The organism is Polaromonas sp. JS666, assembly GCF_900103405.1.
In the GTDB taxonomy this organism is placed as follows: Bacteria; Pseudomonadota; Gammaproteobacteria; order Burkholderiales; family Burkholderiaceae_C; genus Polaromonas.
In genome coordinates, this window is sequence record NZ_FNHX01000003.1 from 161,190 (window position 1) to 185,525 (window position 24,336).

The 24,336-nt window shown below is 66.9% G+C and carries 23 protein-coding genes; 18 read left to right on the forward strand and 5 right to left on the reverse strand.

Going from position 1 to position 24,336, the window contains the following annotated elements; genetic code table 11:
* Nucleotides 1-3 precede the first annotated feature (3 nt).
* From BLQ85_RS09000 to BLQ85_RS09015, 4 genes are all read left to right on the forward strand, one after another.
* On the forward strand, nucleotides 4-1,203 hold the full coding sequence (locus tag BLQ85_RS09000) for an acetyl-CoA C-acyltransferase (protein WP_074576779.1): 1,200 nt from the start codon (nucleotides 4-6) through the stop codon (nucleotides 1,201-1,203).
* 193 nt (nucleotides 1,204-1,396) lie between these two features.
* Nucleotides 1,397-2,275 (forward strand): alpha/beta hydrolase family protein, encoded by an 879-nt coding sequence (locus BLQ85_RS09005; protein ID WP_074576043.1) that lies wholly within the window; start codon nucleotides 1,397-1,399, stop codon nucleotides 2,273-2,275.
* 28 nt (nucleotides 2,276-2,303) lie between these two features.
* Entirely contained in the window at nucleotides 2,304-3,128 is an 825-nt protein-coding gene (locus BLQ85_RS09010) for an acyl-CoA thioesterase (protein WP_074576045.1), read from the forward strand.
* Nucleotides 3,129-3,156: 28 nt separating this feature from the next.
* Nucleotides 3,157-3,939 (forward strand): enoyl-CoA hydratase, encoded by a 783-nt coding sequence (locus BLQ85_RS09015; RefSeq protein WP_175456077.1) that lies wholly within the window; start codon nucleotides 3,157-3,159, stop codon nucleotides 3,937-3,939.
* A gap of 40 nt (nucleotides 3,940-3,979) precedes the next feature.
* Here BLQ85_RS09015 and BLQ85_RS09020 read toward each other — a convergent pair whose 3' ends face one another.
* Nucleotides 3,980-4,972, reverse strand: coding sequence for a LysR substrate-binding domain-containing protein (locus tag BLQ85_RS09020; RefSeq protein ID WP_074576047.1), 993 nt, complete (start codon nucleotides 4,970-4,972; stop codon nucleotides 3,980-3,982).
* 157 nt (nucleotides 4,973-5,129) lie between these two features.
* Between BLQ85_RS09020 and BLQ85_RS09025 the strand changes: the two genes are divergently transcribed.
* The 5 genes from BLQ85_RS09025 (at nucleotide 5,130) to hpaI (ending at nucleotide 10,706) form a co-directional block, all read left to right on the forward strand.
* Nucleotides 5,130-6,146: a tripartite tricarboxylate transporter substrate binding protein gene (locus tag BLQ85_RS09025; RefSeq protein ID WP_074576049.1), complete on the forward strand. Its 1,017-nt coding sequence runs from the start codon at nucleotides 5,130-5,132 to the stop codon at nucleotides 6,144-6,146.
* Nucleotides 6,147-6,170: 24 nt separating this feature from the next.
* Nucleotides 6,171-7,730 carry a UxaA family hydrolase gene (locus BLQ85_RS09030; RefSeq protein WP_074576051.1) on the forward strand — a complete coding sequence of 520 codons (1,560 nt, stop codon included), beginning with the start codon at nucleotides 6,171-6,173 and terminating at the stop codon, nucleotides 7,728-7,730.
* A 166-nt stretch (nucleotides 7,731-7,896) separates the two neighbouring features.
* Nucleotides 7,897-8,898 carry a Bug family tripartite tricarboxylate transporter substrate binding protein gene (locus BLQ85_RS09035; RefSeq protein ID WP_074576053.1) on the forward strand — a complete coding sequence of 334 codons (1,002 nt, stop codon included), beginning with the start codon at nucleotides 7,897-7,899 and terminating at the stop codon, nucleotides 8,896-8,898.
* Nucleotides 8,899-8,902: 4 nt separating this feature from the next.
* A complete protein-coding gene (locus BLQ85_RS09040) occupies nucleotides 8,903-9,862 on the forward strand; it encodes an NAD(P)-dependent oxidoreductase (RefSeq protein WP_074576055.1) in 960 nt (319 codons plus the stop codon).
* A 40-nt stretch (nucleotides 9,863-9,902) separates the two neighbouring features.
* Nucleotides 9,903-10,706 carry a 4-hydroxy-2-oxoheptanedioate aldolase gene (gene hpaI / locus BLQ85_RS09045; protein WP_074576057.1) on the forward strand — a complete coding sequence of 268 codons (804 nt, stop codon included), beginning with the start codon at nucleotides 9,903-9,905 and terminating at the stop codon, nucleotides 10,704-10,706.
* 6 nt (nucleotides 10,707-10,712) lie between these two features.
* On the opposite strand, the gene BLQ85_RS09050 is transcribed toward hpaI, so the two are convergent.
* The 3 genes from BLQ85_RS09050 to BLQ85_RS09060 are packed head-to-tail and all read right to left on the reverse strand — an operon-like array spanning nucleotide 10,713 to nucleotide 14,437.
* On the reverse strand, nucleotides 10,713-12,224 hold the full coding sequence (locus BLQ85_RS09050; RefSeq protein WP_074576060.1) for an L-piperidine-6-carboxylate dehydrogenase: 1,512 nt from the start codon (nucleotides 12,222-12,224) through the stop codon (nucleotides 10,713-10,715).
* 30 nt (nucleotides 12,225-12,254) lie between these two features.
* Nucleotides 12,255-13,481 carry an aminotransferase-like domain-containing protein gene (locus BLQ85_RS09055; protein ID WP_074576062.1) on the reverse strand — a complete coding sequence of 409 codons (1,227 nt, stop codon included), beginning with the start codon at nucleotides 13,479-13,481 and terminating at the stop codon, nucleotides 12,255-12,257.
* Nucleotides 13,478-14,437: a DUF1338 domain-containing protein gene (locus tag BLQ85_RS09060; RefSeq protein WP_074576783.1), complete on the reverse strand. Its 960-nt coding sequence runs from the start codon at nucleotides 14,435-14,437 to the stop codon at nucleotides 13,478-13,480. Before BLQ85_RS09060 ends, BLQ85_RS09055 begins: the two co-directional genes overlap by 4 nt.
* 167 nt (nucleotides 14,438-14,604) lie before the next feature.
* On the opposite strand from BLQ85_RS09060, the gene BLQ85_RS09065 reads away from it, so the two are divergent.
* Entirely contained in the window at nucleotides 14,605-15,498 is an 894-nt protein-coding gene (locus BLQ85_RS09065; RefSeq protein ID WP_074576064.1) for a LysR family transcriptional regulator, read from the forward strand.
* 4 nt (nucleotides 15,499-15,502) lie between these two features.
* Here the strand turns inward: BLQ85_RS09065 and BLQ85_RS09070 are convergent, their stop codons facing one another.
* Nucleotides 15,503-16,324: an IclR family transcriptional regulator gene (locus BLQ85_RS09070; RefSeq protein ID WP_074576066.1), complete on the reverse strand. Its 822-nt coding sequence runs from the start codon at nucleotides 16,322-16,324 to the stop codon at nucleotides 15,503-15,505.
* Between the two features lie 208 nt (nucleotides 16,325-16,532).
* Here BLQ85_RS09070 and BLQ85_RS09075 point away from each other — a divergent pair, with 208 nt between their 5' ends.
* From BLQ85_RS09075 to BLQ85_RS09110, 8 genes are all read left to right on the forward strand, one after another.
* Nucleotides 16,533-17,603, forward strand: coding sequence for an ABC transporter ATP-binding protein (locus BLQ85_RS09075; RefSeq protein ID WP_074576068.1), 1,071 nt, complete (start codon nucleotides 16,533-16,535; stop codon nucleotides 17,601-17,603).
* Nucleotides 17,600-18,481, forward strand: coding sequence for an ABC transporter permease (locus BLQ85_RS09080; protein ID WP_074576070.1), 882 nt, complete (start codon nucleotides 17,600-17,602; stop codon nucleotides 18,479-18,481). Before BLQ85_RS09075 ends, BLQ85_RS09080 begins: the two co-directional genes overlap by 4 nt.
* A 12-nt stretch (nucleotides 18,482-18,493) precedes the next feature.
* Nucleotides 18,494-19,288 carry an ABC transporter permease gene (locus BLQ85_RS09085; protein ID WP_074576072.1) on the forward strand — a complete coding sequence of 265 codons (795 nt, stop codon included), beginning with the start codon at nucleotides 18,494-18,496 and terminating at the stop codon, nucleotides 19,286-19,288.
* A complete protein-coding gene (locus tag BLQ85_RS09090) occupies nucleotides 19,285-19,617 on the forward strand; it encodes a (2Fe-2S)-binding protein (protein WP_074576074.1) in 333 nt (110 codons plus the stop codon). The genes BLQ85_RS09085 and BLQ85_RS09090 overlap by 4 nt, the downstream gene beginning before the upstream one ends.
* Nucleotides 19,614-20,996 (forward strand): NAD(P)/FAD-dependent oxidoreductase, encoded by a 1,383-nt coding sequence (locus tag BLQ85_RS09095; protein WP_074576076.1) that lies wholly within the window; start codon nucleotides 19,614-19,616, stop codon nucleotides 20,994-20,996. The genes BLQ85_RS09090 and BLQ85_RS09095 overlap by 4 nt, the downstream gene beginning before the upstream one ends.
* Entirely contained in the window at nucleotides 20,993-22,150 is a 1,158-nt protein-coding gene (locus BLQ85_RS09100; protein WP_074576078.1) for an NAD(P)/FAD-dependent oxidoreductase, read from the forward strand. The genes BLQ85_RS09095 and BLQ85_RS09100 overlap by 4 nt, the downstream gene beginning before the upstream one ends.
* A gap of 33 nt (nucleotides 22,151-22,183) precedes the next feature.
* A complete protein-coding gene (locus tag BLQ85_RS09105; protein WP_074576080.1) occupies nucleotides 22,184-23,248 on the forward strand; it encodes an ABC transporter substrate-binding protein in 1,065 nt (354 codons plus the stop codon).
* A 313-nt stretch (nucleotides 23,249-23,561) separates the two neighbouring features.
* On the forward strand, nucleotides 23,562-24,284 hold the full coding sequence (locus BLQ85_RS09110) for a Crp/Fnr family transcriptional regulator (protein ID WP_254806387.1): 723 nt from the start codon (nucleotides 23,562-23,564) through the stop codon (nucleotides 24,282-24,284).
* The last annotated feature ends 52 nt before the right edge of the window (nucleotides 24,285-24,336 follow it).

A 24,336-nucleotide genomic window follows, 5' to 3' on the forward strand; every position in this document is an offset into this window, starting at 1 on the left:
ATCATGGCCAAACAAGTCCAGGAAGCCTACATCGTCGCCGCCACGCGCACGCCCATAGGGCGCTCGCACAGGGGCTATTTCCGCAACACGCGGCCCGACGACCTGCTGGTCAAGGCGCTGCAGGCCGCGCTCGCGCAAGTGCCCTCGCTGGACCCCAAGGCGATTGAGGACATCATTTGCGGCTGCGCGATTCCCGAAGGCCCGCAGGGCCTGAACGTGGCGCGCATAGGCGCGGTGCTGGCCGGCCTGCCGACCAGCGTGGGCGGCATCACCGTCAACCGTTTCTGCGCCTCGGGCCTCTCGGCCATCCAGATGGCGGCCGACCGCATCCGTGTGGGCGAAGCCGACGTGATGATCGCCGCCGGCACCGAGAGCATGAGCATGGTGCCCATGTCGGGCAACTCGCCCTCGCTCTCGCCAAACATGTTCATGAATGATGAAAACGTCGGCATCGCCTACGGCATGGGCCTGACCGCCGAGAAGGTGGCCCAGCAGTGGAAGGTCTCGCGCGAGGCGCAGGACCAGTTCGCGCTCGAATCGCACCTCAAGGCCATCAAGGCCCAGCAGGCCGGCGAGTTCAGCAATGAAATCACGCCCGTCGAAGTGACCGACCGCACGGCCAACCTGGAAACCGGTGAAGTGGTCGCCAAGACCCGCACCGTGAGCCTGGACGAGGGCCCGCGCCCCGACACCTCGCTCGAAGGCCTGGCCAAACTCAAGACGGTGTTTGCCGCGCGCGGCTCGGTCACCGCCGGCAACAGCTCGCAGACCTCCGATGGCGCGGGTGCACTGGTGCTGGCCAGCGAAAAAGCCGTCAAGCAGTTCGGCCTCAAGCCGCTGGCGCGTTTCGTGAGCTATGCCGCCAAGGGCGTGCCGCCTGAAATCATGGGCATAGGCCCCATCGAAGCCATTCCCGCTGCCCTGCGTTATGCCGGCCTCACGCAGGACGACATGGACTGGATCGAGCTGAACGAAGCCTTTGCCGCCCAGTCGCTGGCCGTCATCAACACGCTCAAGCTGGACCCGGCCAAGGTCAACCGCATGGGCGGCGCGATTGCGCTGGGCCATCCGCTGGGTGCGACGGGCGCAATCCGGGCCGCGACCGTGATTCATGCATTGCACAGGCACCAACTGAAATACGGCATGGTGACCATGTGCGTAGGCATGGGACAGGGCGCAGCCGGCATCTTCGAGCGCGTGTAGCGTGGGGCTACTGCGCGGGCGCATTGCGTCGTTGCAGCCCAAAGAAAATCCTCACGACCCTGAAGGTCGCTCCGGTTTTCTGCGGGCACCCGCGCCTCGCACTGCATCCCGCTCGCTACGCCCTTGAGGCTGTTGCGGGGGGCGTGGCGCCGAGTTAGTTGACGGTAGTTGCTGATACTTTCAGGAGACATCGATGCAAATCCAGACTCTGGCCACCGGCACCGCGCAGCTCTCGCTGCGCGTGTATGACGCAACGCTCGCCGCCCACACCAGCGTGGTCATAGGCGGCGCCATGGGCGTGCGGCAGCACTACTACGCGCCGTTTGCGCAGTGGCTGTCCAGCCAGGGCTTTCGGGTCACGACGTTTGACTATCGCGGCTCGGGCGATTCGCTGCCGGCCACGGCCGGTGGCAGCCTGCGCGGCTTCAAGGCCGATTTGCTGGACTGGGCCGGCGACTACGAGGCCGTGGTCGATGAGGCCAAGGCGGCCTTGCCCGACGCGCCGCTTTACCTCTTGGGCCATAGCCTGGGCGCGCAGCTGCCGGGCTTTCTCAAAAACCAGGACAAGATTGACGGCCTGGTTAGCATCGCGGCGGGCAGCGGCTACTGGCGCGACAACGCACCGCAGCTTAGGCGCATGATTTTGTACTTTTGGTATGTGCTGGTGCCACTGGCGACGCGGCTTTTCGGCTATTTCCCGGGGCGCTCGCTGCGCAAGGTCGGCGACCTGCCGGCCGGCGTGATGATGCAGTGGCGCAAGTGGTGCTTGAACCCGCAGTACAGCGTGGGCGCCGAGGGCGAAAGCGCGCGCCTGAGTTACGGCAAGGTCAGCTTCCCGGTCACGGCGCTGTCCATCGCTGACGACGAGCTGATGACCTGGCGCGGCACACAAAACCTGATCAACCTGTACGCCAATGCGCCGCGCACGTTTGAGCGCATCACGCCGGCGGACCTGAAGGTCAAGCGCATAGGCCATTTCGGATTCTTTCGAGAGCAGTTCAACAACACCCTGTGGCCGCGCGCCCAGCAAATCATCGAAGGCATGGCCGGCGTCGCCAGGACGACGGCCTGAGCCGCGAAGCCAGGGCACACTTGAGGACATGACAAGTACGCATTCTTTTGACCAGGCGCTGCGGCTGGCAGCCGCCGGCGCCGACAGGCCCGACACCTGGCTGGGCCACAGCAGCCCCGACTACTGGAACATGGTGGGGCCCTTCGGCGGCACCACGGCGGCCACGGCCCTGCGCGCCATCCTGCTGCACCCGGCCTTGCTGGGCGAGCCGGTGGCGCTGACGGTGAACTACGCGGCAGCCATGGCCGAAGGGCCCTTCAGCGTGACGGCCAAGCCGGTGCGCACCAACCGCTCCACCCAGCACTGGACGGTGGAGCTGTCGCAGGACGGCGATGCGGCCGGCGCCGTGATGACGGCCACGGCCGTCACGGCGGTACGCCGCGAGACCTGGAGCCTTAGCGACACGCCCATGCCCGCGGTGACTTTGGCTGATGCGACGGGCCGCTTGCGTTTTGCCACATCGGCCTGGACCAATCGCTACGACATGCGGCCGGTGCGCGGCGTGATCCCACAGGTCTGGGATGGCAGCGGCGTGGACAGCCTCACGCAGTTGTGGGTGCGCGACGACCCGCCGCGCCCGCTGGACTTCCCGGCGCTGGCCGCCATGTCCGATGTGTTCTACCCGCGCGTCTGGCTGCGCCGCGCCACGCGTGTGCCGGCCGGCACGGTCTCCATCACCACCTACTTCCATGCGGACAGCCGGCAGCTTGCCGAATGCGGCGATGGCTTTTTGCTGGGCCAGGCCAAGGCCCAGGCTTTTCGCAACGGCTTTTTCGACCAGACGGCGCAGCTGTGGAGCGAAGCCGGCGTGCTGCTGGCCACCAGCACGCAGGTCGTCTATTACAAGGAATGAGACACTTGATGTCTTGACGGAAAACACCATGAACACTCCCACTTCTATCCCCGAAATCCTGAGCCATGTCGACGCCGGCGTGATGACCATCACGCTGAACCGCCTGGACAAGAAAAACTCCATCACCTCCGCCATGTACGGCGCCATGGCCGACGCGCTGGAATCTGCCAACCACGACGCGGCGGTGCGCGCCGTGGTCATCCAGGGCCATGAAACGATTTTTTCGGCCGGCAACGATATTGCCGACTTCCTGAACAAGCCGCCCGCAACGCAGGACTCGCCGGTGTTCCGCTTCCTGCGCGGCATCAGCAGCTTTCCCAAACCGCTGGTGGCCTCGGTCTGCGGCCCGGCCGTCGGCATTGGCACCACGCTGCTGCTGCACTGCGACCTGGTGTATGCCGGCGACAACGCCGCCTTTTCCATGCCTTTTGTGAACCTGGGCCTGTGCCCCGAGGCGGCGTCCAGCCTGCTGGTGCCCCAGCTCATGGGCTACCCGCGCGCGGCCGAGGCGCTGCTGCTGGGCGAGCCCTTCATGGCCGAGACCGCGCTCGAAATCGGTCTGATCAACCGCATCGTGCCGCCCACCGAAGCCAATGCGCTGGCCCAAAGGCAGGCGCAAAAACTGGTGGCCAAGCCGCTGAGCGCGCTGATGGAAACCAAGCGCCTCATGAAAAAAGGCAACGCCACCCTGGTGGCCGAGCGCATGGCCGAAGAGGGCGCGAGTTTCGGCCGCATGCTGGGTGAGCCGGCCGCGCGCGAGGCGTTTTCGGCCTTCCTGGACAAGCGCAAGCCAGACTTCAGCGCAGTCTGAAGCCTGCGTTTCTCATTCCTTCCCCCAGCGGGGAAAGGCGTCACACCAAGCTGCGCCGCCTGGCCGCCGGCTTGCGAGCCTTGGCCTGCGGATCGGATTGCCGGATGGATTCCGCCGTCAGGCGCAGGCAGGCCATCAACTGCTCGCTGCTGGGTGTCAGCCGCCGTCCCCGCACGGTGATGAGCCCTATGGGCGGCAGTTCGATCGGAACCTCGATAGCCAGGACGTCGAACAAACCCTCCCGCTGGAAGTGCAGGGCGACCGAGCGTGCCAGGAATCCGGCCGCGTCACGCTGCTGCACAAAGGTGCTGAGCGCCAGGAAGGACGATGTCTCGATGATGTCGCTGGGCGGGTTCAGGCCGTGGCGAAAAAAAGTCTGTTCGAGCTTCACGCGCAGCGATGCCCAGGGCGGGGGCAGCACGCAGGGCATGCCGGCCAGGTCGTTCCAGCTGGGTTTTTTCTGGCGCGTGAGCGCATGGCCGTGCTTGACCACGGCCACCATGGGCTCGCCGAACAGCGCCTCCGTCACCAGGTCGGGGGCGGCGTAGCCGGGTTCCAGGCGGCCGACGAACAGGTCCAGCTCGCCCATGCGCAGCCGCGGCAACAGCCGCGTCAGGTCGCCTTCCTCGACCAGCACGGTCGCCAGGGTTGAACGCTGCTTGAGCAGCTTGACGGCGCCCGCCAGCAGCACGGGCATGGCCACCACCATGGCACCCACACGCGTGCGTCCGGCCGCGCCGCTGGCCACGGCGGAAATCTCGTCGCGTGTGCGTTCGTACTCGGCCAGCACCGAGCGGGCAAACCGGATCAGCGCCTGGCCGCTGGAGGTCGGCTCGGTGCCTCGGGTGGAGCGGTCGAACAGGGTCAGCTCTAGCATGCTCTCGACCTCGGAGAGCATTTTCGAGACGGCGGGCTGGCTGACCGACAGGAACTCGGCGGTCCGGCCCAGGTGGCGGAACTGGTCCAGCGCCACCAGCAGCTGCAGGTGGCGCAGCTTGATGTTGGAGCGCAGGGCGCGGTCTATCTGGGTCATGAATCATGTTAACCGAAAGGCTATGAAGAGATTCTGAAATTCGATTGGATTGTTATGAGGAAGCCGACAAGAATCGGGGAACAAGAAATGCGCAAAGCAGCAGCCATCGCCGTGGCGAATACCGCGCACGGCATCCACCCAGAGGCAGACAAACCCGATGAAAACGACCCCCCAGCTTCCCCTTGTTCCCTTCAACGCCAGGCGCCGCAGCCTGCTGATCGGCGGCGCCGCGCTCGGCGCCGCGGCGCTGATCAAGCCCCTGGGTGCCGCGGCCCAGGGCTATCCCGAACGGCCCCTCACCTTCATCTGCCCCTGGCCCGCGGGCGGCACCGCCGACCAGTCCATGCGCGCCCTGTGCCAGATCGCGTCGCGGGTGCTGGGCCAGGCGATCGCGGTGGAAAACAAGGCCGGTGCTTCCGGCATGATCGGCACCCGGGCCATGGCCTCGGCCAAGCCCGACGGCTACACCATCGGCCAGATTCCGATTTCCGTCACGCGCTTTTCGCAGCTGGGTACCCTGCAGCTGGACCCGCTCAAGGATCTGACCTACCTGGCCCGCACCTCGGGCCAGACTTTCGGCATGGCCGTCCCCGCGGAATCACGCTTCAAGTCGCTGCAGGAACTTGTCGCCTTTGCCAGGGCCAACCCCGGCAAGGTCACCTATGCCCACGCGGGTGTCGGCGGCGCCACGCATGTGGGCATGGAAGAGTTCGCGCTTGCCGCGGGCATCCAGTTCAACCATGTTCCCTACAAGGGCGGGGCCGAGGCGCTGCAGGCCGTGCTCGGCGGTCATGTGGACCTGCTGGCCGATTCCAGTTCCTGGGCGCCGCACGTCGAGGCGGGCAAGCTCAGGCTGCTGGCCACCTGGGGCGAACGCCGTGCTTCGCGGTTCAAGGATGCGCCCACGCTCAAGGAGCTGGGCTACAACGTCGTGGTCGATGCGCCCAACGGCATAGGCGCGCCCAAAGGCCTGGACCCGGCCGTCGCGATGAAGCTGCGCGAGGCCTTCCGTGTGGCCGTGGCCAGCCCCGAGTTCAAGCAGGTGGCTGACAGGATAGACGCGCCCGTGCTTTACCTGGACGGCCCCGACTACGAAAAATACGTGGCCGCCATGTACCAGAAAGAAACCACCCTGATCGACAAGCTCAAGCTCAAGGAATTGATGAAGAGCTAGGGGCGCCGAGCGCCGAAAGAAACCATGACCGCCACCACGACCCCCTCTTTCCCCGACTCCCCCGCCACCAGCCCGCTGATCCGCCTGCACGCCAACGACAACGTGCTGGTCGCCAAAACCGCGCTGTCGCTGGGCCAGGAGCTGCCGGGGGCCGGCGCGCGCGCGCGCGCGCAGGTGCCGGCGGGGCACAAGGTCGCGGCCCGCCGCATCGCGCGGGGCGAGCGCATCCTGAAGTACGACACGGTGATTGGCGTGGCTGCACGCGACATCGAGGCGGGCGACTATGTGCATTCGCACAACATGGCGCTGGTGGATTTTGAACGCGACCCGGCCTTCGGGCAGGACGTGCGGCCGGTGGACTATGTGCCGCAGGCCGAGCGTGCCAGCTTCATGGGCTTTGTGCGCCCCGACGGCCGCGTGGGCACCCGCAATTTCATCGGCATCCTGTCCTCGGTCAATTGCTCGGCCACCGTCATCAAGAATATCGCGGCCCACTTCACGCCAGAGCGGCTGGCGGCCTTTCCGCATGTGGATGGCGTGGCGGCCTTCGCGCAAACCAGCGGCTGTGGCATGTCTTCCCCCAGCGAGCATTTCGACGTGCTGCGCCGCACCCTGGCCGGCTATGCGCGCCACCCCAACCTGGCCGGCGTGCTGATCGTCGGCCTGGGCTGCGAGCGCAACCAGGTGTCGTCGCTGGTGGAGTCGCAGGGCCTGGAGACCAGCAAGCTGATGCGCACCCTGGTGATGCAGGAAGTCGGCGGCACCCGCGCCACCATCGAAGCCGGTATCGCAGCTATCTGCGAAATGCTGCCCGAGGCGAATGCGGCCAGGCGCCGGCCCGTGCCGGCGAGCCACCTGAAGATAGGCCTGGAGTGCGGCGGCTCGGACGGTTTTTCCGGGATCACGGCCAACCCGGCGCTGGGCGCGGCCATGGACATCCTGGTGCGCCACGGCGGCACCGCCATTCTCTCGGAGACGCCTGAAATCCACGGCGTCGAATACATGCTGACTCGCCGCGCCGTCACGCCCGAAGTGGGGCAAAAGCTGCTGGACCGTCTGGCCTGGTGGGAAAAATACACGGCGGGCCACAACGCCCAGTTCAACGGCGTGGTCGGCCACGGCAACCAGGCCGGCGGGCTGGCCAATATTTTTGAGAAATCGCTGGGCTCGGCCATGAAAGGCGGCACCACGCCGCTGCAGGCGGTCTATGAATATGCCGAGCCGATCACCCAGAACGGCTTTGTCTTCATGGACTCGCCCGGCTACGACCCGGTGGCCTCGACCGGCCAGATCGCCAGCGGTGCCAATCTGATCTGCTTTACCACCGGCCGGGGCTCCATGTTCGGCTCCAAGCCGGCGCCCACGATCAAGCTGGCCAGCAACACGCCGATGTTCAAGCGCCTTGAAGAAGACATGGACATCAACTGCGGCGCCATCCTGGACGGCGAGCTGGACGTCGCGCAGATGGGGCAGCGGATTTTTGAGGAGATCCTGCGCCATGCCTCGGGCGAGCCGACCAAGAGCGAGGCGCTGGGCCTGGGCGACCACGAATTTGTGCCCTGGCACCTGGGCATTGTCAGCTGACCTGCGCATCGGCTGCCGACACCTTGGCCTGCGCACCCAGTATCCCTGCCGGGAGCTGCCCGCCGGGCGGCACATGGCAAGTGGCCGGAGGGCTGGCCCGGGCGATCCGCCTGAAATGCCCTCGAAGCGCTAGACCGTTTGAAAAATACACAAGGAGACAACGACCATGCCAAGCCTTACTCCCGCCGTGCGGCGCACCGCCCGCCGCATGCTGCTGCTTGCCGCCCTGGCTGCTTGCGCGCTGGGCCCGACCGCCTACGCGCAAAGCGACTATCCCAACAAGCCCTTGACCCTGCTGGTGCCTTACCCCGCCGGCGGCGCCAACGATGCCGTGGCGCGCCTGGTGGGGCAGAAGATGGGCGAGAGCCTCAAGCAACCGGTCATCATCGACAACCGCCCCGGCGCCGGCACCACCATCGGCACCGCCGCGGCGGCCAAGGCCGCGCCCGACGGCTACACGCTGGTGCTGGGCTCGCTGGCGAGCCACGCGGTCAGCCCTCACCTCTACGCCAAGCCCGGTTATGACGCCATCGCCGACTTCAGTCCCGTGGGCACCATAGGCGTGGTGCCCATGGTGCTGATCGTCGCCAAGGAGTCGCCTTACACCGACCTGCGCTCGCTGGTCGAAGCCGCGCGGCGCCAGCCGAACGCGCTGAACTATGGTTCCGCCGGCAACGGCTCCCCGCTTCACCTGGCGGCCGAGCTGTTCAAGCAGAGCGCGCACATCCAGATCAGCCATGTGCCCTATAAGGGCGGCAATGCCCACACCATGGACTTGTTGGGCGGCCGGCTCGACATGATCCTGGATACCTTGACCAGCGCCGCGCCGCTGATCAAGGGCGGCAAGGTCCGGGCCCTGGCCGTCGCAGCGCCCTCGCGCCTGTCTGAACTGCCGGGCGTTCCCACTTTTTCGGAGGCGGGTTACCCCGGCTTTGAGGTCAATGCCTGGTATGCGCTGTACGCGCCTGCCAAGACCAGTAAAGAAGTCATCAGCCGCCTCAACGCGACGCTGGTGGCGGTGCTCAAACAGCCCGACGTCCTGGAAAAATTCGGCAACCTGGGTGTGCGGACACAGCCCGGCGCGCCGCAAGACCTGGCCCGCTTTACCCAGGAAGAATGGGACCGCTACGGCAAGCTCATTCTGGCCAGCGGCATCCGCATAGACTGAGCCCATGGACGCCACTTTCCAGGTTCTCGTCACCGCTGCCCACTGGGCCCCGTCCGCGCAGGACATCGTGCGCGGCGCGGGCGGGCAGATCACCTTTTTGCCGGATCCCGTGACCGAAGACCTGCTGGCCGCGCGCCTGGCGGCCACCGGCGCGCGGGCCCTGGTGTTGCGGGGCTCCAAGCCGATTTCGGCGCGTGTCCTGGCCGCGGCCCCGGCGCTGAAGATCGTCGCCAAAAATGGGGCGGGCGTGGACAGCGTGGACCTGGCCGCCGCCCGCCAACGCGGCGTTGCCGTCGCCGTGGCGCCCGCCGCCAACGCCGATGCCGTGGCCGAGCACGCGCTGGCGCTCATGCTTTCGCTCACGCGGCAGCTGCCCCTGCTCGACGGCATGGTGCGCGGCGGCCGCTGGGCCGACAGCAGCTGGCAGGGGCGTGATTTCCGCGGCGCCGTGGTCGGCATCGTGGGTTACGGCGGCATAGGCCGCCGCACGGCGCGGCTTGCCGCCGCGCTGGGCGCCCGGGTGCTGGTGCTGCGTCCCCATGGGCAGGCGGACGGCCACGCCACGGAGCCCGACCTGGACCGCTTCCTGGCGCAGGTCGACATCCTGAGCCTGCACTCCCCGCTGACCGACCGCACGCGCGGCCTGATCGGCCGGCGCGAGCTGTCGCTCATGCGGCGCGGCGGCCTGCTCATCAATACGGCACGCGGCGCCGTCGTGGACGAAGCGGCGCTGCTGGAGGCCTTGCAATCCGGCCACCTGGATGGCGCCGGCCTGGACACCTTCGACACCGAGCCCCTGCCTGTCGGCCACCCACTGCTGGCACTGCCCAATGTGCTGCTCACGCCGCATGTTGCGGGTGTCACCCGCGACGCGGCACTGCAGGTGGCGAACATCACCGCGCGTAACATCGTGGATTACCTGGCCACCGGCACCTTGCCCGCCCATCATCTCGTGGCGGCTTGAGCCGGTCCGGTCGCCCATTCTTTTCTGGACCCGCACTTCCATGCCCGCCAACAATCCCTTTAAAACTGCCCTCGCTGCCCGCCGGCCCCAGGTCGGCCTCTGGCTTTCCATGGCCGATCCTTACCTCGCCGAGGTCAGTGCCACGGCCGGCTTTGACTGGCTGCTGATCGACGGCGAGCATGCGCCCAATGATTTGCGCAGCACGCTGGCTTCGCTCCAGTCCGTGGCGCCTTACCGCGCGCAGCCCGTGGTGCGCGCGGTGGCCGGCGAGGTGCCGCTGATCAAGCAATTGCTGGACATAGGCGCGCACAACCTGCTGGTCCCCATGGTCGACACGCCCGAACAGGCACGGGCCATGGTCAGCGCCACACGCTATCCGCCGCTGGGTATACGCGGCGTCGGCAGCGCCGTGGGGCGCGCTTCGCGCTGGAGCGCGCGCACCGATTACCTCGACACGGCGGATGACGAAGTCTGCCTGCTGGTGCAGGCGGAAACCGTGACTGCCCTGGGCAACCTGGAGGCCATTTGCGCGGTGGAGGGTGTGGACGGCGTTTTTATAGGCCCCGCCGACCTGGCTGCTTCCATGGGCCACCGCGGCAAACCCGGCCACCCCGAGGTGCAGGCCGCGATCGAAGGGGCCATGAAAACCATCATCGCTTCGGGCAAGGCGGCCGGCACGCTGACCTCTGACACGGCGCTGGCCAGGCGTTACCTGGCGCTGGGCTGCACTTTTGTGGCCGTCGGCGTCGACGTCCTGGTCTATGCCAACGCCGCCAGGCGCCTGGCTTCGGATCTTGTGCCGTCCGCTACCGTGCAGGCGGCCGCGCCCGGCGCGGCCTACTGACTGATATCAAATGTCAAAGCGTATGCCCTGGGCCAGCGGCAGGCTTGAGCCGTAGTTGACGGTATTCGTCGCACGCCGCATATAGGCCTTCCACGAATCCGATCCCGACTCGCGGCCGCCGCCGGTTTCTTTCTCGCCGCCGAAGGCGCCGCCTATCTCGGCGCCGCTGGTGCCTATGTTGACGTTGGCGATGCCGCAGTCCGAGCCGCGCGCCGAGGTGAAGAGTTCGGCCTCGCGCAGGTCCTGCGTGAAGACGGCCGATGACAGGCCGTGGGCCACGGCGTTGTTCATGGCGATTGCGTCCTCAAAGCTGTCGTAAGGCACGACGTAGAGGATGGGCGCGAAGGTCTCGTGCAGCATGGGGCCGGCCTGCTCTTTCAGCTCCACAATCGCGGGGCGCACATAGTGCGCCGTGCCTTCGCCAGGCTGTTTGTCGCCGAAGTGCACTTGGGCTCCGAGCTTTTTGGCCTCGGCCAAGGCAGATTGCATGGCATCAAAAGCGCGGCCGTCGATCAGCGGGCCGACCAGCGTGCCGTCCTTGAGCGGGTTGCCAATCGGCAGGCGTTCAAACACGGCGACCAGGCGTTTGACCAGGTCCGGGTAGATGGAGCGGTGCACGATGAGGCGGCGCAAGCTGGTGCAGCGCTGGCCGGCGGTGCCGGCGGCCGCGAAGGCCGCGCCGCGCACCACGAGTTCCAGGTTGGCTGAAGGGGCGACGATGGCCGCGTTGTTGCCGCCCAACTCCAGCAGCGAACGTTTGAACAGGCCCGCGCAGGCCATGGCCACGTTTTTGCCCATGGCGGTGGAGCCGGTGGCGCTGACCAGCTTGACGTGAGGGTGCTTGACCAGCGCCTCGCCGGTGGCGCGCTCGCCTATCAGCAGCTCGCTGAGGCCTTGCGTCGCTAGGCCTAGCTCTTTGGCCGTCTGCAGCAGCAGGCCGTTGAGCGCGATGGCCGACAGCGGGGTTTTTTCCGAAGGCTTCCAGGCCAGGGTGTTGCCGCAGACCAGGGCCAGCGCGGCATTCCAGGCGAACACGGCCATCGGGAAGTTAAAGGCCGAGATGATGCCGACCACGCCCACGGGATGCCAGGTTTCCAGCAGCTTGTGGTCGGGGCGCTCGCTGGCAATCGTCAGGCCGTAAAGCTGGCGCGACAGGCCCACCGCGAATTCGCAGATGTCTATGACTTCCTGCACCTCACCCAGGCCTTCCTGCAGGATCTTGCCGGTTTCCAGCGAGATCAGCTGGCCCAGTTCGGCCTTGTGGCGGCGCACGGTTTCGCCGAAGGCGCGCACCAGTTCGCCGCGCTTGGGTGCGGGCACATTGCGCCATTCGGTGAAACGCTGTTGGGCGGCGTTAAGCGCGCCATCGACTTCGGCGGCGTTGTGCACGGCCACGCGGGCCAGCTGGCTGCCGTCTATGGGTGTGGCCACGGTGATGGCCGAGGCCGCCTTGCTGTTCAGTTCAGCGGCCAGGCCCAGGGCTTTGAAGAGGGATAAAACGTCGTTGGCGTGACTCATGATGAAGTCCTTTCTTGGTGTGTCTTGAAATCAGTTGTTCGCGGCTTTGGCGGCGAGCTCGCGCAGGCCGCGGCCCAGGCGTTCGGCGCCCTGCCGCAGCGCCTGGTGCGCGGGGTTGGCAAAACTCAGGCGCAGCCAGGGCTGTGCGGCGCCGCTGATGCAGAAGGCGGCACCCGGCACCACCAGCACTTGGTTGGCGAGGCCGAAGTCCACCCAGGCCTGGGTGGGCAGCAGCGGCAGCGCGCTGGAGAGCTTTGCCCATATGAACATGCCGCCTTGCGGCTTGTCAAATTCAAGCAGCTCGCCGCAGTGCGTGCGCAAGGCCTGGTCCAGCGTATCGCCTTTGGCGGCATAAGCCGGGCGCAGCATGTCCAGGTGCGATGCCAGGCGGCCCGAGGTCAGCATGGCTGCCAAGGTCAGTTGCTCCAGCGAGCCGCTGTGCACATCGGCCGCCTGCTTGGCCAGCACCACGCCGCGCGCAATCTCGGCCGGCGCAAGCAGCACACCCAGGCGCAGGGCCGGGGCGACCACCTTGGAGTAGCTGGTCATGTAAGCGACCTGCGCGGGCGAGCCGGCCTGCTGGTTGAGCTGCGCGAGTGAAGGCGGCGGCGCCGCGTCAAACCAGAGTTCGCCGTAGGGGTCGTCCTCGAGCAGCGTCACACCATACTGCGCGGCCAGTTCCAGCAGGCGCAGGCGGCGCGCCAGCGGCATCACGGCGCCGGTCGGATTGGCGAAATTGGGAACCACATACAGCACGCGCGGGCTTTCGGCCCGCAGCAGGGCTTCGAGCTTTTCGACGTCCATGCCTTGCGCATCGGTCGGCACTTCGACAAGGCGCGCACCCGCGAAGCGAAAGGCCTGCAGCGCGGCCGGGTAGTTGAAGGATTCCACGGCCACGCCTTCGCCGGGCTCGACCAGCACGCGCGCGAGCAGGTCTATGGCCTGTTGTGAGCCGGTGGTGATCAGCAGGTTTTCGGCCTGTGCGGCCAGGCCGCGCTCTTGCAGCAGCGCCGCGCTGGCTTCGCGCAGCGCGGGCAGGCCTTCTGTCGCGCCGTATTGCAGGCTGCGGCCTTGCAGCGTGCCCGCTACTTCCAGCAGCGATTCGCGCAGCCACTCGGCCGGCAGCAGCGCCGGGTCGGGATGGCCGCCGGCCAGTGACACCATGCCCTCGCGGCCGGCCAGCGCCAGCATGGCGCGTATCGGCGAGCCGCTGGCCTGCGCGTAGAGCGGGCGCAGCGGCCCGCGCGCGGCCGTCATGCGCGGGCGGCCGTCATGCCAAAAATGCCGGTGGCATTGCCGGCGTCAAAAGCCAGGTCCAGGCGTGGCTGCACCGGGTCGTTGGCCGCGCCGGCCGTGTGCAAGGCATCGCGCGTGATGAATTCATAAAACGAGCCGGGCACTTCGCGCGAGACGCGGCCTTCAGCGGTGATGAACTCGCGCTGCACGCCTGCGGCGCGAAAGGCCGTCTGGCGCACGCGGCCGCTGGCCGAGACTTCGACCTTGTCCTTGATGGGCCGGCCCAGCGCGCGCTGGCGTGCCGCCACCGCGTCCACATCGTCCACACGGTCGGTCGCGTGGTTGAAGGCATTGCCCTCCGTCGATATCCAGGCCATCTCGGCGGATTCGGCCAGCAGCAGTTCGTAGTCATCCAGCGCGAATACGCCATGCTGGCGGTCAAAGCATTGCAGCAGCTGCGGCAGCAGGCGCAGCGCCTGCGCCAGCGGCAGCACGCCGTCGCGCGTGAGCTGCTCCAGGTCGGCGATGTCCTGCGGGCCCAGCGGGTCGCGCGAGGTCGACAGCACACGCGTGACGGCGGACTGGAAGGGCGCGGAGAACTGCTCGGGGTGCAGCTCGGAGACAAAAAACTGCGCGATCTCTTCGGGGAAATCGCGGTGGCTGTAGGCCCGGCCCGTCATCTTCAGGCGCGGCAGCGGGTAAGTGCCCTGCAATTCAAAACCCAGCGGGCGCAGCACGCGCGTGAAGGCCGCCTCGCCGGCCGGCAGGGCGCCGCTGGGCCAGCGCACGGTGCGCAGCGCGCCGTGGTCGAACACCACCTTGCGCTGCTGGCCCAGCACGTCGCTGGCGATGTAGTCCTGCCCGGCCGGCACCCGCAACACCAGGCCGTGGAACAGCGCCATATTGAGCGCCTGGGCCAGTTCCGCGCGGCTTACGCTGCCCGTCGCGGCCTGCTGCAGACCCGAGTGAACGTACATCTGTTCATGGATGGTTTGGACGGCTTCGGGCGGAAGGCAGGCGGCAAGCAGCTTCTGGAGATGGGTCATTTCAGGTATGTTTTTGGCGAGGAAAGCCGGATTTTCGGCAGTTTCAGCCATGCAGACAAAGGATCAATTTCAATGGATGCATGAGATATATTCATGCCATGCGCCGAAAAATCCCCTCCACCCAGGCCCTGCTGGCTTTTGAGGCGGCCGCCCACCGCGGCAGCTTTACCCTGGCGGCGCAAGACCTGTCGGTGAGCCAGAGCGCGGTCAGCCACCAGATCCTGGGGCTGGAGCAGGAGCTGGACGTGAGCCTGTTTCGCCGCCTGCCGCGCCAGCTGGAGCTGACCGACGCCGGCCGCTCGCTGCTGGCGCGGGTCAGCCCTGCGCTGGATGCGCTGGAAGCCGCGATGCTGGACCTGGTCTCGTCCAAAGGCGAGGGCGGCACGCTGGAGCTGGGCGTGGTACCCACTTTTGCCACCAAGTGGCTGATCCCGCGCATGCCGTCTTTCCTGAGGGCGCACCCGCATGTGACCCTGAACCTGGCGACGCGCCTGCAGCCTTTTGATTTTTCATTGACGGGGCTGGATGCCGCCATCCACTACGGCCGGCCCGACTGGCCGGGCACGGAATCGGAATACCTGATGGGCGAGGACAGCGTGGTGGTCTGCAGCCCGGCATTGATCCAGGAGCGCCGGCTGCGCAGCCCCGCCGACGTGCTGAACTTCACCCTGATCCACCAGAGCACGCGCCCGCACGCCTGGCGCGACTGGTTCCAGCTGGCCGGCATTGACGATGCGCAGGGCGCCGGCACCGGCCCCAAGTACGAGCTGTTTTCCATGATCGCCCAGGCCGTCAAGGCCGGCCTGGGCCTGGCCGTGCTGCCGCGCTTCCTGGTGGCCGACGACATCGCCGACGGCACGCTGGCCGTGCCTTTTGAACTCTCGCTGAGTTCGGACTTCGCCTACTACCTGGTCTGGCCTTCGCAGAAAACCAGCTGGCGGCCGCTGGTGCAGTTGCGCGAGTGGTTGCGAGAACAAGCCGCCATGCCTTGAAGCCTCAAGCTTTGTCAGCAGGCGCCAGGCTTTGCGCGGGCCGGCGCAAGGTGCTGTCAAAAGGGTTGATCTGCGCGCCTATGGCCGTGGCCTCGCGCTTGAGCAGTTCCACTACCGTGGGCAGGCGGTCCGGGCTCAGGCGCGAGGAAATCGTGCCCACGCTGAGCGCGGCGACGGCGCGGCCGTCGCGGTCCAGCACCGGCACGCCGACGCCGGCCATGCCGTCCAGCAGGTTGGTGTTGCGCCCGGCGTAGCCGAGCTCGCGCACGCGCTCTATCTCGGTGCGCAGGTAGACCTCGTCATACACGCCGAACTCGCGCACGCGCGGCAGGTTGTAGCGGATCACTTCCTCGCGTTCGGTTTCGGGCAGGAAGGCCAGGATGGCCAGGCTGCCCTGGCCCATGCCCAGGGCCACGCGCCCGCCTATGTCGCCGGTGAAAGAGCGTATCGGGAAGGGCCCCTCGCTGCGGTCCAGGCAGACCGCGTCAAAGCCGCTGCGCACCAGCAAAAAGATGGTGTCGCCCAGGCTGGCGCACAGGCGCAGCATGGACGGCCGGCACAGGCCGCGCAGGTCCATGCTGTTGCCGGCCTGGGCGGCCAGCGCGAAAAATTCGATGCTCAAACGGTAGAGCTTGGAGCCGGCTTCCTGTTCCACCACACGCTCGGCCACCAGGCTTTGCAGGATGCGGTGGGTGGTGGCCTGGGTCAGGCCCGTGGCCTTGGCGATGTGGGTGATGCGCCCGCCCTTGGCCTGTGTCGCGGCCAGCGCCCGGATGATGGAAAAGGCGCGCTGCACGCTGCTGGAGCTATTGTCTTCGTCTTTCACAGCCTCTCCTTTGGCGGAATCAGTATTGGCTTAAGTGTATATAAATTCCATTAAACGGAATAAATCAAATAAAGATATCTCTATACGGAATAACCTATTGACGATTTTTTCGTACATGCCCTAGCATGAAGTCATCAAGGTGTCACCGTTTTGTATGTCGTTTGGAACGTACGGCGCTGGCCACCCCCTTGTTGCAGAGGTGCTCCCCATGTCCTTTTTGACCCTGGCAAATGTGAACAAGTCCTATGGCGCGACACGTGCCGTGGCCGACATGAACCTGTCGGTGGACAAGGGCGAATTCGTCTCGCTGCTGGGCCCCTCGGGCTGCGGCAAGACCACCACCTTGCAGATGATTGCGGGCTTTTGCGAGGTCACGTCCGGCCAGGTCACCCTGGACGGCCGCGACATCACCCATGCCAAACCCAACTCGCGCGGCCTGGGCATCGTGTTCCAGAGTTATGCGCTGTTCCCGCACATGAGTGTTTACGACAACGTGAGCTTCGGCCTGGAGATGCGCCGCGTGCCCAAGGAAGAGCGCGCCGAACGCGTGAAGGCCGCGCTGGCCCTGGTGCACCTGGAGGCCCATGCCGCGCGCTACCCGCGCGAACTCTCGGGCGGGCAGCGCCAGCGCGTGGCATTGGCCCGTGCCCTGGTGATTCAGCCGCCCGTGCTGCTGCTGGATGAGCCGCTGTCCAACCTGGACGCCAAGCTGCGCGAGGAAATGCAGTTCGAGCTGCGCCAGATACAGCGCAAGGTCGGCACCACCACCATCATGGTCACGCACGACCAGACCGAGGCCATGTCCATCAGCGACCGTGTGGTCGTCATGGAAACCGGCCGCGTGACGCAGATCGACCAGCCGCACCGGCTCTATGAACATCCGCAGACCCGCTTCATCTCGAATTTTGTCGGCAAGGCCAATTTGCTGGAAGGCCGCGTGGCGGCCACCGGCCCCTGGGCCACGGTGAATGTGGGTGGCAATGTGCCGGTCGAAGTCGAAGCCGCCGGCGTGTCGCAGGGCGACGCGGTGGTGCTGAGCCTGCGTCCCGAAAAAATCCGCCTGGTACATGAGTCCCAGGGCCGCATAGGCGGCACCGTCAAGGAGCGTTTCTTCCTGGGCAGCCAATGGCTCTACCAGGTGTCCACCGCCGCCGGCCAGCTTGCGGTGGTCTGCCCCAACGACGGCACGGCACCGGCCGAAGAGGGCGCGAACGTGGGCCTGGACTGGGCCGCGCAACAGGTGCGCCTGCTGCCCGGCGCGCAAGGGGTGCCGGCATGAGCGGCGCCGCCGCGGCCGCGCCGCCCCGGGTGAGCGCTTCGCGCGCGCCCTGGCTGCTGTCGGCGCCGGCCTTCACGCTGTTCGCCTGCCTGCTGCTGGTGCCGCTGGCGCTCACCGCCGTGCTGTCCTTCCAGGTCTTTGACCACGCCACCGGCGTCAAGAACAGCTTCACGCTGGCGCATTACGCCGCCGTGCTGACGGACGACTATTACCACGGCATTTTCTGGCGCACGCTGTGGATTTCGGCGCTGACCACGCTGATCTGCGTGCTGGTGGGTGCGCCCGAGGCTTATGTGCTGAGCCGCATGCGCAGCCCCTGGCGTTCCATCTTGCTGCTGGTGGTGCTGGCGCCGCTGCTGGTGTCGGTGGTGGTGCGCGCCTTCGGCTGGAGCATGCTGCTGGGACCCGAGGGTGTGGTCAACCAGCTCATGCGCGCCGTCGGCCTGCCGTCCATGCGCATTCTCTATACCGAAGCGGCCGTGGTCATCGCGCTGGTGCATGTGATGCTGCCTTTTATGGTGATCCCGGTCTGGACCTCGCTGCAAAAGCTGGACCCGGGCGTGGAAGACGCGGCGCTCTCGCTACAGGCCTCGCATTTCACCACCTTGCGCCGCATCATCTTTCCGCAGGTGTTGCCGGGTGTGCTCTCGGGCAGCCTGATCGTCTTCGGCCTAAGCGCCAGCGCCTTCGCGATTCCCGGCCTGCTGGGCGGGCGGCGCCTGAAGATGGTGGCCACCGTGGTCTATGACGAGTACCTGCACGAACTCAACTGGCCGCTGGGCGCGGCCATCGCGCTGACTTTGCTGCTGGCCAACCTGGCCATCATGCTGAGCTACAACCGCGTGCTCGAGCGTTCCTACAAAAAATCGCTCGGATAAGGAGCGCGCAACATGTCCAAAAACGGTCCCATTGCGCTGCTTTTCAACGCGCTCGTCATCACCTTCATGCTGGCGCCGCTGGTCATCGTCTGCGTGGTGGCTTTCACGCCCGGCAACACGCTGGCCATCCCGACCACGGAGTTTTCCCTGCGCTGGTTTCGCGCGGTGTTCGCGCATTCGGATTTTGTGCAGTCCTTCAAGAACAGCCTCTGGCTGGCCTCGATTTCGGCCACGCTGGCCACGGTGCTGGCCGTGCCGGCCGGGCTGGCGATCGCGCGCCACAGCTTCCCCGGCCGAGATTTCCTCAACGGCCTGTTCCTCTCGCCGCTCATCATTCCGCACCTGGTGCTGGGCGTGGCGCTGCTGCGCACCTTCTCATTGATAGGCGCGACCGGCAGCTTCTTCTGGCTGGCACTGGCGCACGTGGTCATCATCACGCCCTATGTGCTGCGCCTGGTGCTGGCCTCGGTGGAGGGCAGCGACCGCAGCGCCGAGCAGGCCGCCCTCTCGCTGGGCGCCAGCCAGGCCACGGTGTTCACCCGCGTCACCCTGCCGATGATTTTGCCCGGCGTCACCGGCGGCTGGCTGCTGGCTTTTATCAACAGCTTTGACGAGGTGACCATGTCCATCTTCGTCACCGCGCCTTCCACCGTGACGCTTCCGGTGCGCATGTATATGTACGCGACCGAGTCCATAGACCCGCTGATGGCGGCGGTCTCCGCGCTCATGGTGGCGCTCACAGCGGTGGCCATGCTGGTGCTGGACCGCATCTACGGCCTTGACAAGATTCTGGTGGGACACAAATGAAGCCATCCGTCGAAACCCCCGGCACAGCCGGGAAACCCAAGGCCTTGCTGCAGCGCGTGGCCGAAGGCGGGCGCAAGCCCGTGGGTTTTGTGCTCAACGGCCAGCCGCTCACGGCGTTGGCCGGCGACACCGTGCTCACGGCGGTGCTCACGCACAGCGCGCGGCTGCGCTTCAGCGAATTCAGCGGCGAGCCCCGTGCCGGCTTTTGCCTGATGGGCGCCTGCCAGGACTGCTGGGTCGCCACCGAGTCGGGCAAGCGCCTGCGCGCCTGCGGCACCTTCATCGAAGAAGGCATGCGGCTGGTGACCGGCGCGGAGGGCCTGGCATGAGCCTGCGGCCCGTCATTGTGGGTGCCGGCCCGGCCGGCGTGCGCGCGGCCCAGGCGCTGGTGGCGCACGGCCTGCGGCCGGTGGTGGTGGACGAGGCGCCGCGCTGGGGCGGGCAGATCTATCGCCAGCCGCCCGAAGGGTTCACGCGGCCCAAAGAGGCGCTGTATGGTTTTGAGGCCGGGCGTGCCGATGCGCTGCACGGCGCCATGGCGGCTATCCTGGACAAGGTGGACTACCGGCCCGACACCCTGGTCTGGAGCGCCGAAGGCGGCAAGCTGGACCTGTTGCACCAGGGCGCCATGAGCACGCTGCCCTATAGCCATCTCATCGTCGCCACCGGCGCGACGGACCGCGTGCTGCCCTTTCCGGGCTGGACACTGCCCGGCGTCTACACGCTGGGCGCCGCGCAGGTGGCGCTCAAGTTCCAGGGCTGCGCCATCGGCTCGCGTGTGGTCTTTGCCGGCACCGGGCCGCTGCTGTACCTGATCGCCTACCAATATGCCAAGGCCGGCGCCAAGGTCGCGGCGGTGCTTGATACCGCAAGCTTTGCGGGCAAGGCCGCCGCCGTGCCCGCCATGCTGCGCCAGCCGGCGCTGCTGGCCAAGGGCCTGTATTACCTGGGCTGGCTGCGCGCGCACGGCGTCTCGGTGCACCAGGGCGTGGAACTGGCTGCTGCCGAGGGCGGCGAGCGCGTGCAGGCCATGCACTGGCGCAAGGCCGGCCGTGAGCACCGCATCGCCTGCGACGCCGTGGGTTTTGGTTACGCGCTGCGCTCGGAGACGCAGCTGGCCGACCTGCTGGGCTGCCGCTTTGCCTATGACGGCCTGCAGCGCGGCGCATTGCCCGAGCGCGACGCGGCCGGGCGTTCCAGCGTGGCGGGTGTTTACCTGGCCGGTGACGGCGCCGGCATCATGGGCGCCGATGCGGCCGAGTGGGCCGGCGAGCGCGCGGCACTGGCCCTGCTGGCCGATACCGGGCAGCTCATGGACAACTCGCGCGCCTTATGGCTGGAGCAGCGCCTGGCGCGCGTCGCCGCGTTTCGCCGGGGGCTGGAGCGCGCCTTTCCTTTTCCGCACGGCTGGGCCGCGGCCGCGCCGAATGAGCTGGTGGTGTGCCGCTGCGAGGAAATCACCGCGGGTCAATTGCGCCGCTGCGTGGCCGACACCGGCGCGCGCGAGATGAACCGCCTCAAGGCGCTGACGCGCGTCGGCATGGGCCGCTGCCAGGGCCGCAGCTGCGGCGTTGCGGCCGCCGAGATTCTTGCGCAGGCCTGCGCCGTACAGCCCGATGCCGTGGGCCGGCTGCGCGGCCAGTCGCCCATCAAGCCCTTGCCGTTTTCGGCCATGGCCGCGCCGGCGCCCCGGCAGGAGGCCGCATGATGGAGCGCATCACGGCCGACGTGGCGATTGTGGGCGGCGGCATCATGGGTGCATCGGCCGCGCTGTTCTTGCGCCGCATGGGTTTTACGGTGGTGCTGCTCGAGCGCGACCTTTGCGGCTCGCGCTCCAGCGGCGTGAACTACGGCGGCGTGCGCCGCCAGGGCCGCCCGGTCAGCCAGTTGCCGCTGTCGCAGCGCGCGCAAGGCTTGTGGGCGCGCTTGCCCGAGCTGATAGGCACGGACGGCGAATACATCCAGTCCGGCCACCTGAAGATCGCGCGCAGTGAAGCCGACCTGGCTTCGCTGGAAAGCTACCGCGAGCGCACGCAGGAGTTCGGCATGGATTTGCGCATGCTGTCCACGCGCGCCCTGCGTGAGCGCTGCCCCTGGCTGGGCCGGGCCGCCGTCGGCGCCTCGCTGTGCCCCGGTGACGGCCAGGCCAACCCGCGCCTGGTGTCGCCGGCCTTCGCGCTGGCCGCGCACAGGCTGGGCACCCATATCCGCGAACAGACCCGTGTGGACGAGGTCGCGCGCGACGGGGACGTTTTTGTGCTGCGCTCGGGCGACGCGCTGGAAGTGCGCGCCAAACATTTGCTCAATTGCGCCGGCGCCTGGGCGGACCGCATCGCCGCTCAGTTCGGCGAGACCGTGCCCATGGAATCGGGCCACCCCGAGATGGCGGTGACCGAGCCGTTGCCCGTCTTTATGGACCTGAGCCTGGGCGTGGAGGGCGGCGGCGTTTACGCCCGCCAGGTGGCGCGCGGTAATTGCGTCATAGGCGGCGGCCGGGGTTATGCGCTGGACGACCAGCGCGCCCGCGTGCAGCGCAGCGGCCTGGCCGGCCTGATGCAGCAGACCGTCGAGCTGCTGCCGGCGCTGAAGAACGCCCACATCATCCGCACCTGGAGCGGCACCGAAGGCTACCTGCCGGACCGCCTGCCGGTGCTGGGCCCCAGCGCCACCACACCGGGCCTGATTCATGCATTCGGTTTTGCCGGCGGCGGCTTCCAGCTGGGGCCGGGGGTTGGCGCGGTGCTGGCCGACCTGGTCTGCGAAGGCCGCAGCACCACGCCGATAGACGCTTTTTCGATCCAACGCTTTTCCGCAAGCCCGCGTGTGACAACCACCGGGCCCGCCTCTGCCACTGTTGTCTAGTTTTTTCTTCACCCACGCCACCAGGAGCTTTCCATGAACATCTCCCCACGATTCCCGTCCGCCCGCGCTGCCGCGGTGTCGCTTGCCGTCCTTGCCGGCCTGGCCTGCGGCAACGCCATGGCCCAGACCAAGACGCTGTACATAGGCATGAACGGCGGCACCATGGAAAAAACCTATACCGAACATGTGTTCGGCGCCTTCGAGAAAGCCAACAACGTCAAGGTCGTGGTCGTGCCCGGCACCTCCTCGGACATCCTGGCCAAGGCCCAGGCCAACAAGGACAACCCACAGATGCACGTGATGTTCCTGGACGACGGCATCATGTATCGCGCCATCGGCATGGGCTTGTGCGAAAAAATGCAGGCCAGCCCGGCGCTGAACGACCTGTTCCCGACCGCGCGCTTCAAGGGCGACATGGCCGCCGGCGTCAACATCGGCATGACCGGCATCGCCTACAACAAGAAAATGTTCACCGAAAAAGGCTGGGCGCCGCCCACCTCGTGGATGGACATGGCCAACCCCAAGTACAAGGGCAAGGTGGTGTTCCAGTCGCTGTCCTCGTCGACCTTCGGCCTGCACGGCTTTTTGCTGTTCAACCGCATCCAGGGCGGCAACGACAAGAACGTGGAGCCTGGCTTCAAGGCCTGGCCCACCACCATTGGCCCGAACGTGCTCGAATACATCCCAAGCTCGGCCAAGCTCGCTGAAATGGTGCAGACCGGCGAAGCCGCGATGTTCCCGCTCACGCCCACCGCCGTCGGCGTGCTCAAGGACAAGGGCCTGCCCGTGGAATACGTGCAGCCCAAGGAAGGCTCGGCCGTGCTGACCGTCGGTGAATGCGTGATCGCCAAGAACAGCGAACCCGCGCTGGCCCACAAGCTGGCCCAGTACCTGCTGTCCCCCGAAGCCCAGGCCGCCGCGCTCGAGCACGGCGACCAGATACCGTCCAACCCCAAGACCAAGGCCGGCGGCAAGGCTGGCGCGCTGGTGGCGCAGATGAACGAGTACATGAAGACCGCGACCACGGTGGACTGGGACGCGATCAATGAAAACCGCCCGGCCTGGAACGCGCGCTGGAACAAGACGGTCGAGCGCTGAGATTTTCCGAACCGGCCCGCATGTTGCGCGGCCGGCATGAAACCCGAAGCCGCTTCACGCGCTTCGGGTTTTTCTTTGGGCGGCCCTTTAAGGCCGCCGGCGCGCGTTCGTCGTGATCGCGCGGCATGGACCTTGTTGCCGTGATATCCCGCTTATCCATGCCGCCGTATATCCCTGGGCAACAAGCGCTCCTAGAATCGGACCGGCCAGATGGCGCCAACGACGGTGCCAACGCCAACGGAGGCGCCAGCCGCTTATTGCCTTGTCCTATTTTGCCGCCCATACCCTGCTGAAGGCTGGAGTTTCCGAGCCCGTGGCGCGTAGCGTTGCTGCCCAGCTCGCTTTCCGGGGCTACGACACGCAGCAGGTTATCTGGGCCAGGGGCGCGGAAGTGCAGTCCTGGCAATTCATCATCTCGGGCCTGGTGGCGGCCACCACCCCGACGCAGGAGGAACGCTCGGTCCCCATCACCATTTATGGCGCCGATTCCTGGTTTGGCGAAAAGCCCATCCTCAACCGCATGCCGGCACGTTTTGAATATGTGTGCCTGTCGGAGACCCAGGTTCTTGTGATGCCGGCGGCCGTGTTCCAGAAACTTTTTGATACGGAACCCGGCTTCTCGCGCTACCTCGCGAAGCTGACCACCTGGCGCGCGCAAAGGAGCGCGGAAATGCTGACCTTGATGAAACTGGGCAATCCCCCCTTGCGTGTCGTCATGGGCATCGCGCAATTCGCCGAAGCCCTGGCCTCCCGCTCGGAGCGGCCGCCCACGGTCGGCCTGGATGGGGGCATTGCCATTCCGGTTTCCCAGGCGGTCATTGCTCAGCTGTGCGGGGTTTCGCGGGCGGTGTTCTCCGAGTACGTGCAGCCGCTGGCGCTTGATGGCTGGCTGGCCATCCGCTATGGAAGCATAGAACTGCTTTCCATCGCGACCTGGCAGCGCTTTTCCAGCGCCCGGCGCGCGCTGCCCACGGACCACATCAACCCGACGATGGCCGAATTGCTGGCGGAGCTGCATCGCGCCTCCGGCATGTAAACACAGGTGTTGGGAAACGGCGCCAGGAATGCGCTCCTCGGCCGCCCCGTCT

Excerpts from the sequence above, each read along its gene's own strand:
- BLQ85_RS09000 (WP_074576779.1), top strand. The coding sequence starts at position 4 with ATGGCCAAACAAGTCCAGGAAGCCTACATCGTCGCCGCCACGCGCACG.
- BLQ85_RS09095 (WP_074576076.1), top strand. The coding sequence starts at position 19,614 with ATGAGCCTGCGGCCCGTCATTGTGGGTGCCGGCCCGGCCGGCGTGCGC.
- BLQ85_RS09100 (WP_074576078.1), top strand. The coding sequence starts at position 20,993 with ATGATGGAGCGCATCACGGCCGACGTGGCGATTGTGGGCGGCGGCATC.
- BLQ85_RS09060 (WP_074576783.1), bottom strand. The coding sequence starts at position 14,437 with ATGTACGTTCACTCGGGTCTGCAGCAGGCCGCGACGGGCAGCGTAAGC.
- BLQ85_RS09005 (WP_074576043.1), top strand. The coding sequence starts at position 1,397 with ATGCAAATCCAGACTCTGGCCACCGGCACCGCGCAGCTCTCGCTGCGC.
- BLQ85_RS09065 (WP_074576064.1), top strand. The coding sequence starts at position 14,605 with ATGCGCCGAAAAATCCCCTCCACCCAGGCCCTGCTGGCTTTTGAGGCG.
- BLQ85_RS09040 (WP_074576055.1), top strand. The coding sequence starts at position 8,903 with ATGGACGCCACTTTCCAGGTTCTCGTCACCGCTGCCCACTGGGCCCCG.
- BLQ85_RS09030 (WP_074576051.1), top strand. The coding sequence starts at position 6,171 with ATGACCGCCACCACGACCCCCTCTTTCCCCGACTCCCCCGCCACCAGC.
- BLQ85_RS09050 (WP_074576060.1), bottom strand. The coding sequence starts at position 12,224 with ATGAGTCACGCCAACGACGTTTTATCCCTCTTCAAAGCCCTGGGCCTG.
- BLQ85_RS09055 (WP_074576062.1), bottom strand. The coding sequence starts at position 13,481 with ATGACGGCCGCGCGCGGGCCGCTGCGCCCGCTCTACGCGCAGGCCAGC.
- BLQ85_RS09015 (WP_175456077.1), top strand. The coding sequence starts at position 3,157 with ATGAACACTCCCACTTCTATCCCCGAAATCCTGAGCCATGTCGACGCC.
- hpaI (WP_074576057.1), top strand. The coding sequence starts at position 9,903 with ATGCCCGCCAACAATCCCTTTAAAACTGCCCTCGCTGCCCGCCGGCCC.
- BLQ85_RS09090 (WP_074576074.1), top strand. The coding sequence starts at position 19,285 with ATGAAGCCATCCGTCGAAACCCCCGGCACAGCCGGGAAACCCAAGGCC.
- BLQ85_RS09080 (WP_074576070.1), top strand. The coding sequence starts at position 17,600 with ATGAGCGGCGCCGCCGCGGCCGCGCCGCCCCGGGTGAGCGCTTCGCGC.
- BLQ85_RS09020 (WP_074576047.1), bottom strand. The coding sequence starts at position 4,972 with ATGACCCAGATAGACCGCGCCCTGCGCTCCAACATCAAGCTGCGCCAC.
- BLQ85_RS09035 (WP_074576053.1), top strand. The coding sequence starts at position 7,897 with ATGCCAAGCCTTACTCCCGCCGTGCGGCGCACCGCCCGCCGCATGCTG.
- BLQ85_RS09075 (WP_074576068.1), top strand. The coding sequence starts at position 16,533 with ATGTCCTTTTTGACCCTGGCAAATGTGAACAAGTCCTATGGCGCGACA.
- BLQ85_RS09010 (WP_074576045.1), top strand. The coding sequence starts at position 2,304 with ATGACAAGTACGCATTCTTTTGACCAGGCGCTGCGGCTGGCAGCCGCC.
- BLQ85_RS09025 (WP_074576049.1), top strand. The coding sequence starts at position 5,130 with ATGAAAACGACCCCCCAGCTTCCCCTTGTTCCCTTCAACGCCAGGCGC.
- BLQ85_RS09085 (WP_074576072.1), top strand. The coding sequence starts at position 18,494 with ATGTCCAAAAACGGTCCCATTGCGCTGCTTTTCAACGCGCTCGTCATC.
- BLQ85_RS09105 (WP_074576080.1), top strand. The coding sequence starts at position 22,184 with ATGAACATCTCCCCACGATTCCCGTCCGCCCGCGCTGCCGCGGTGTCG.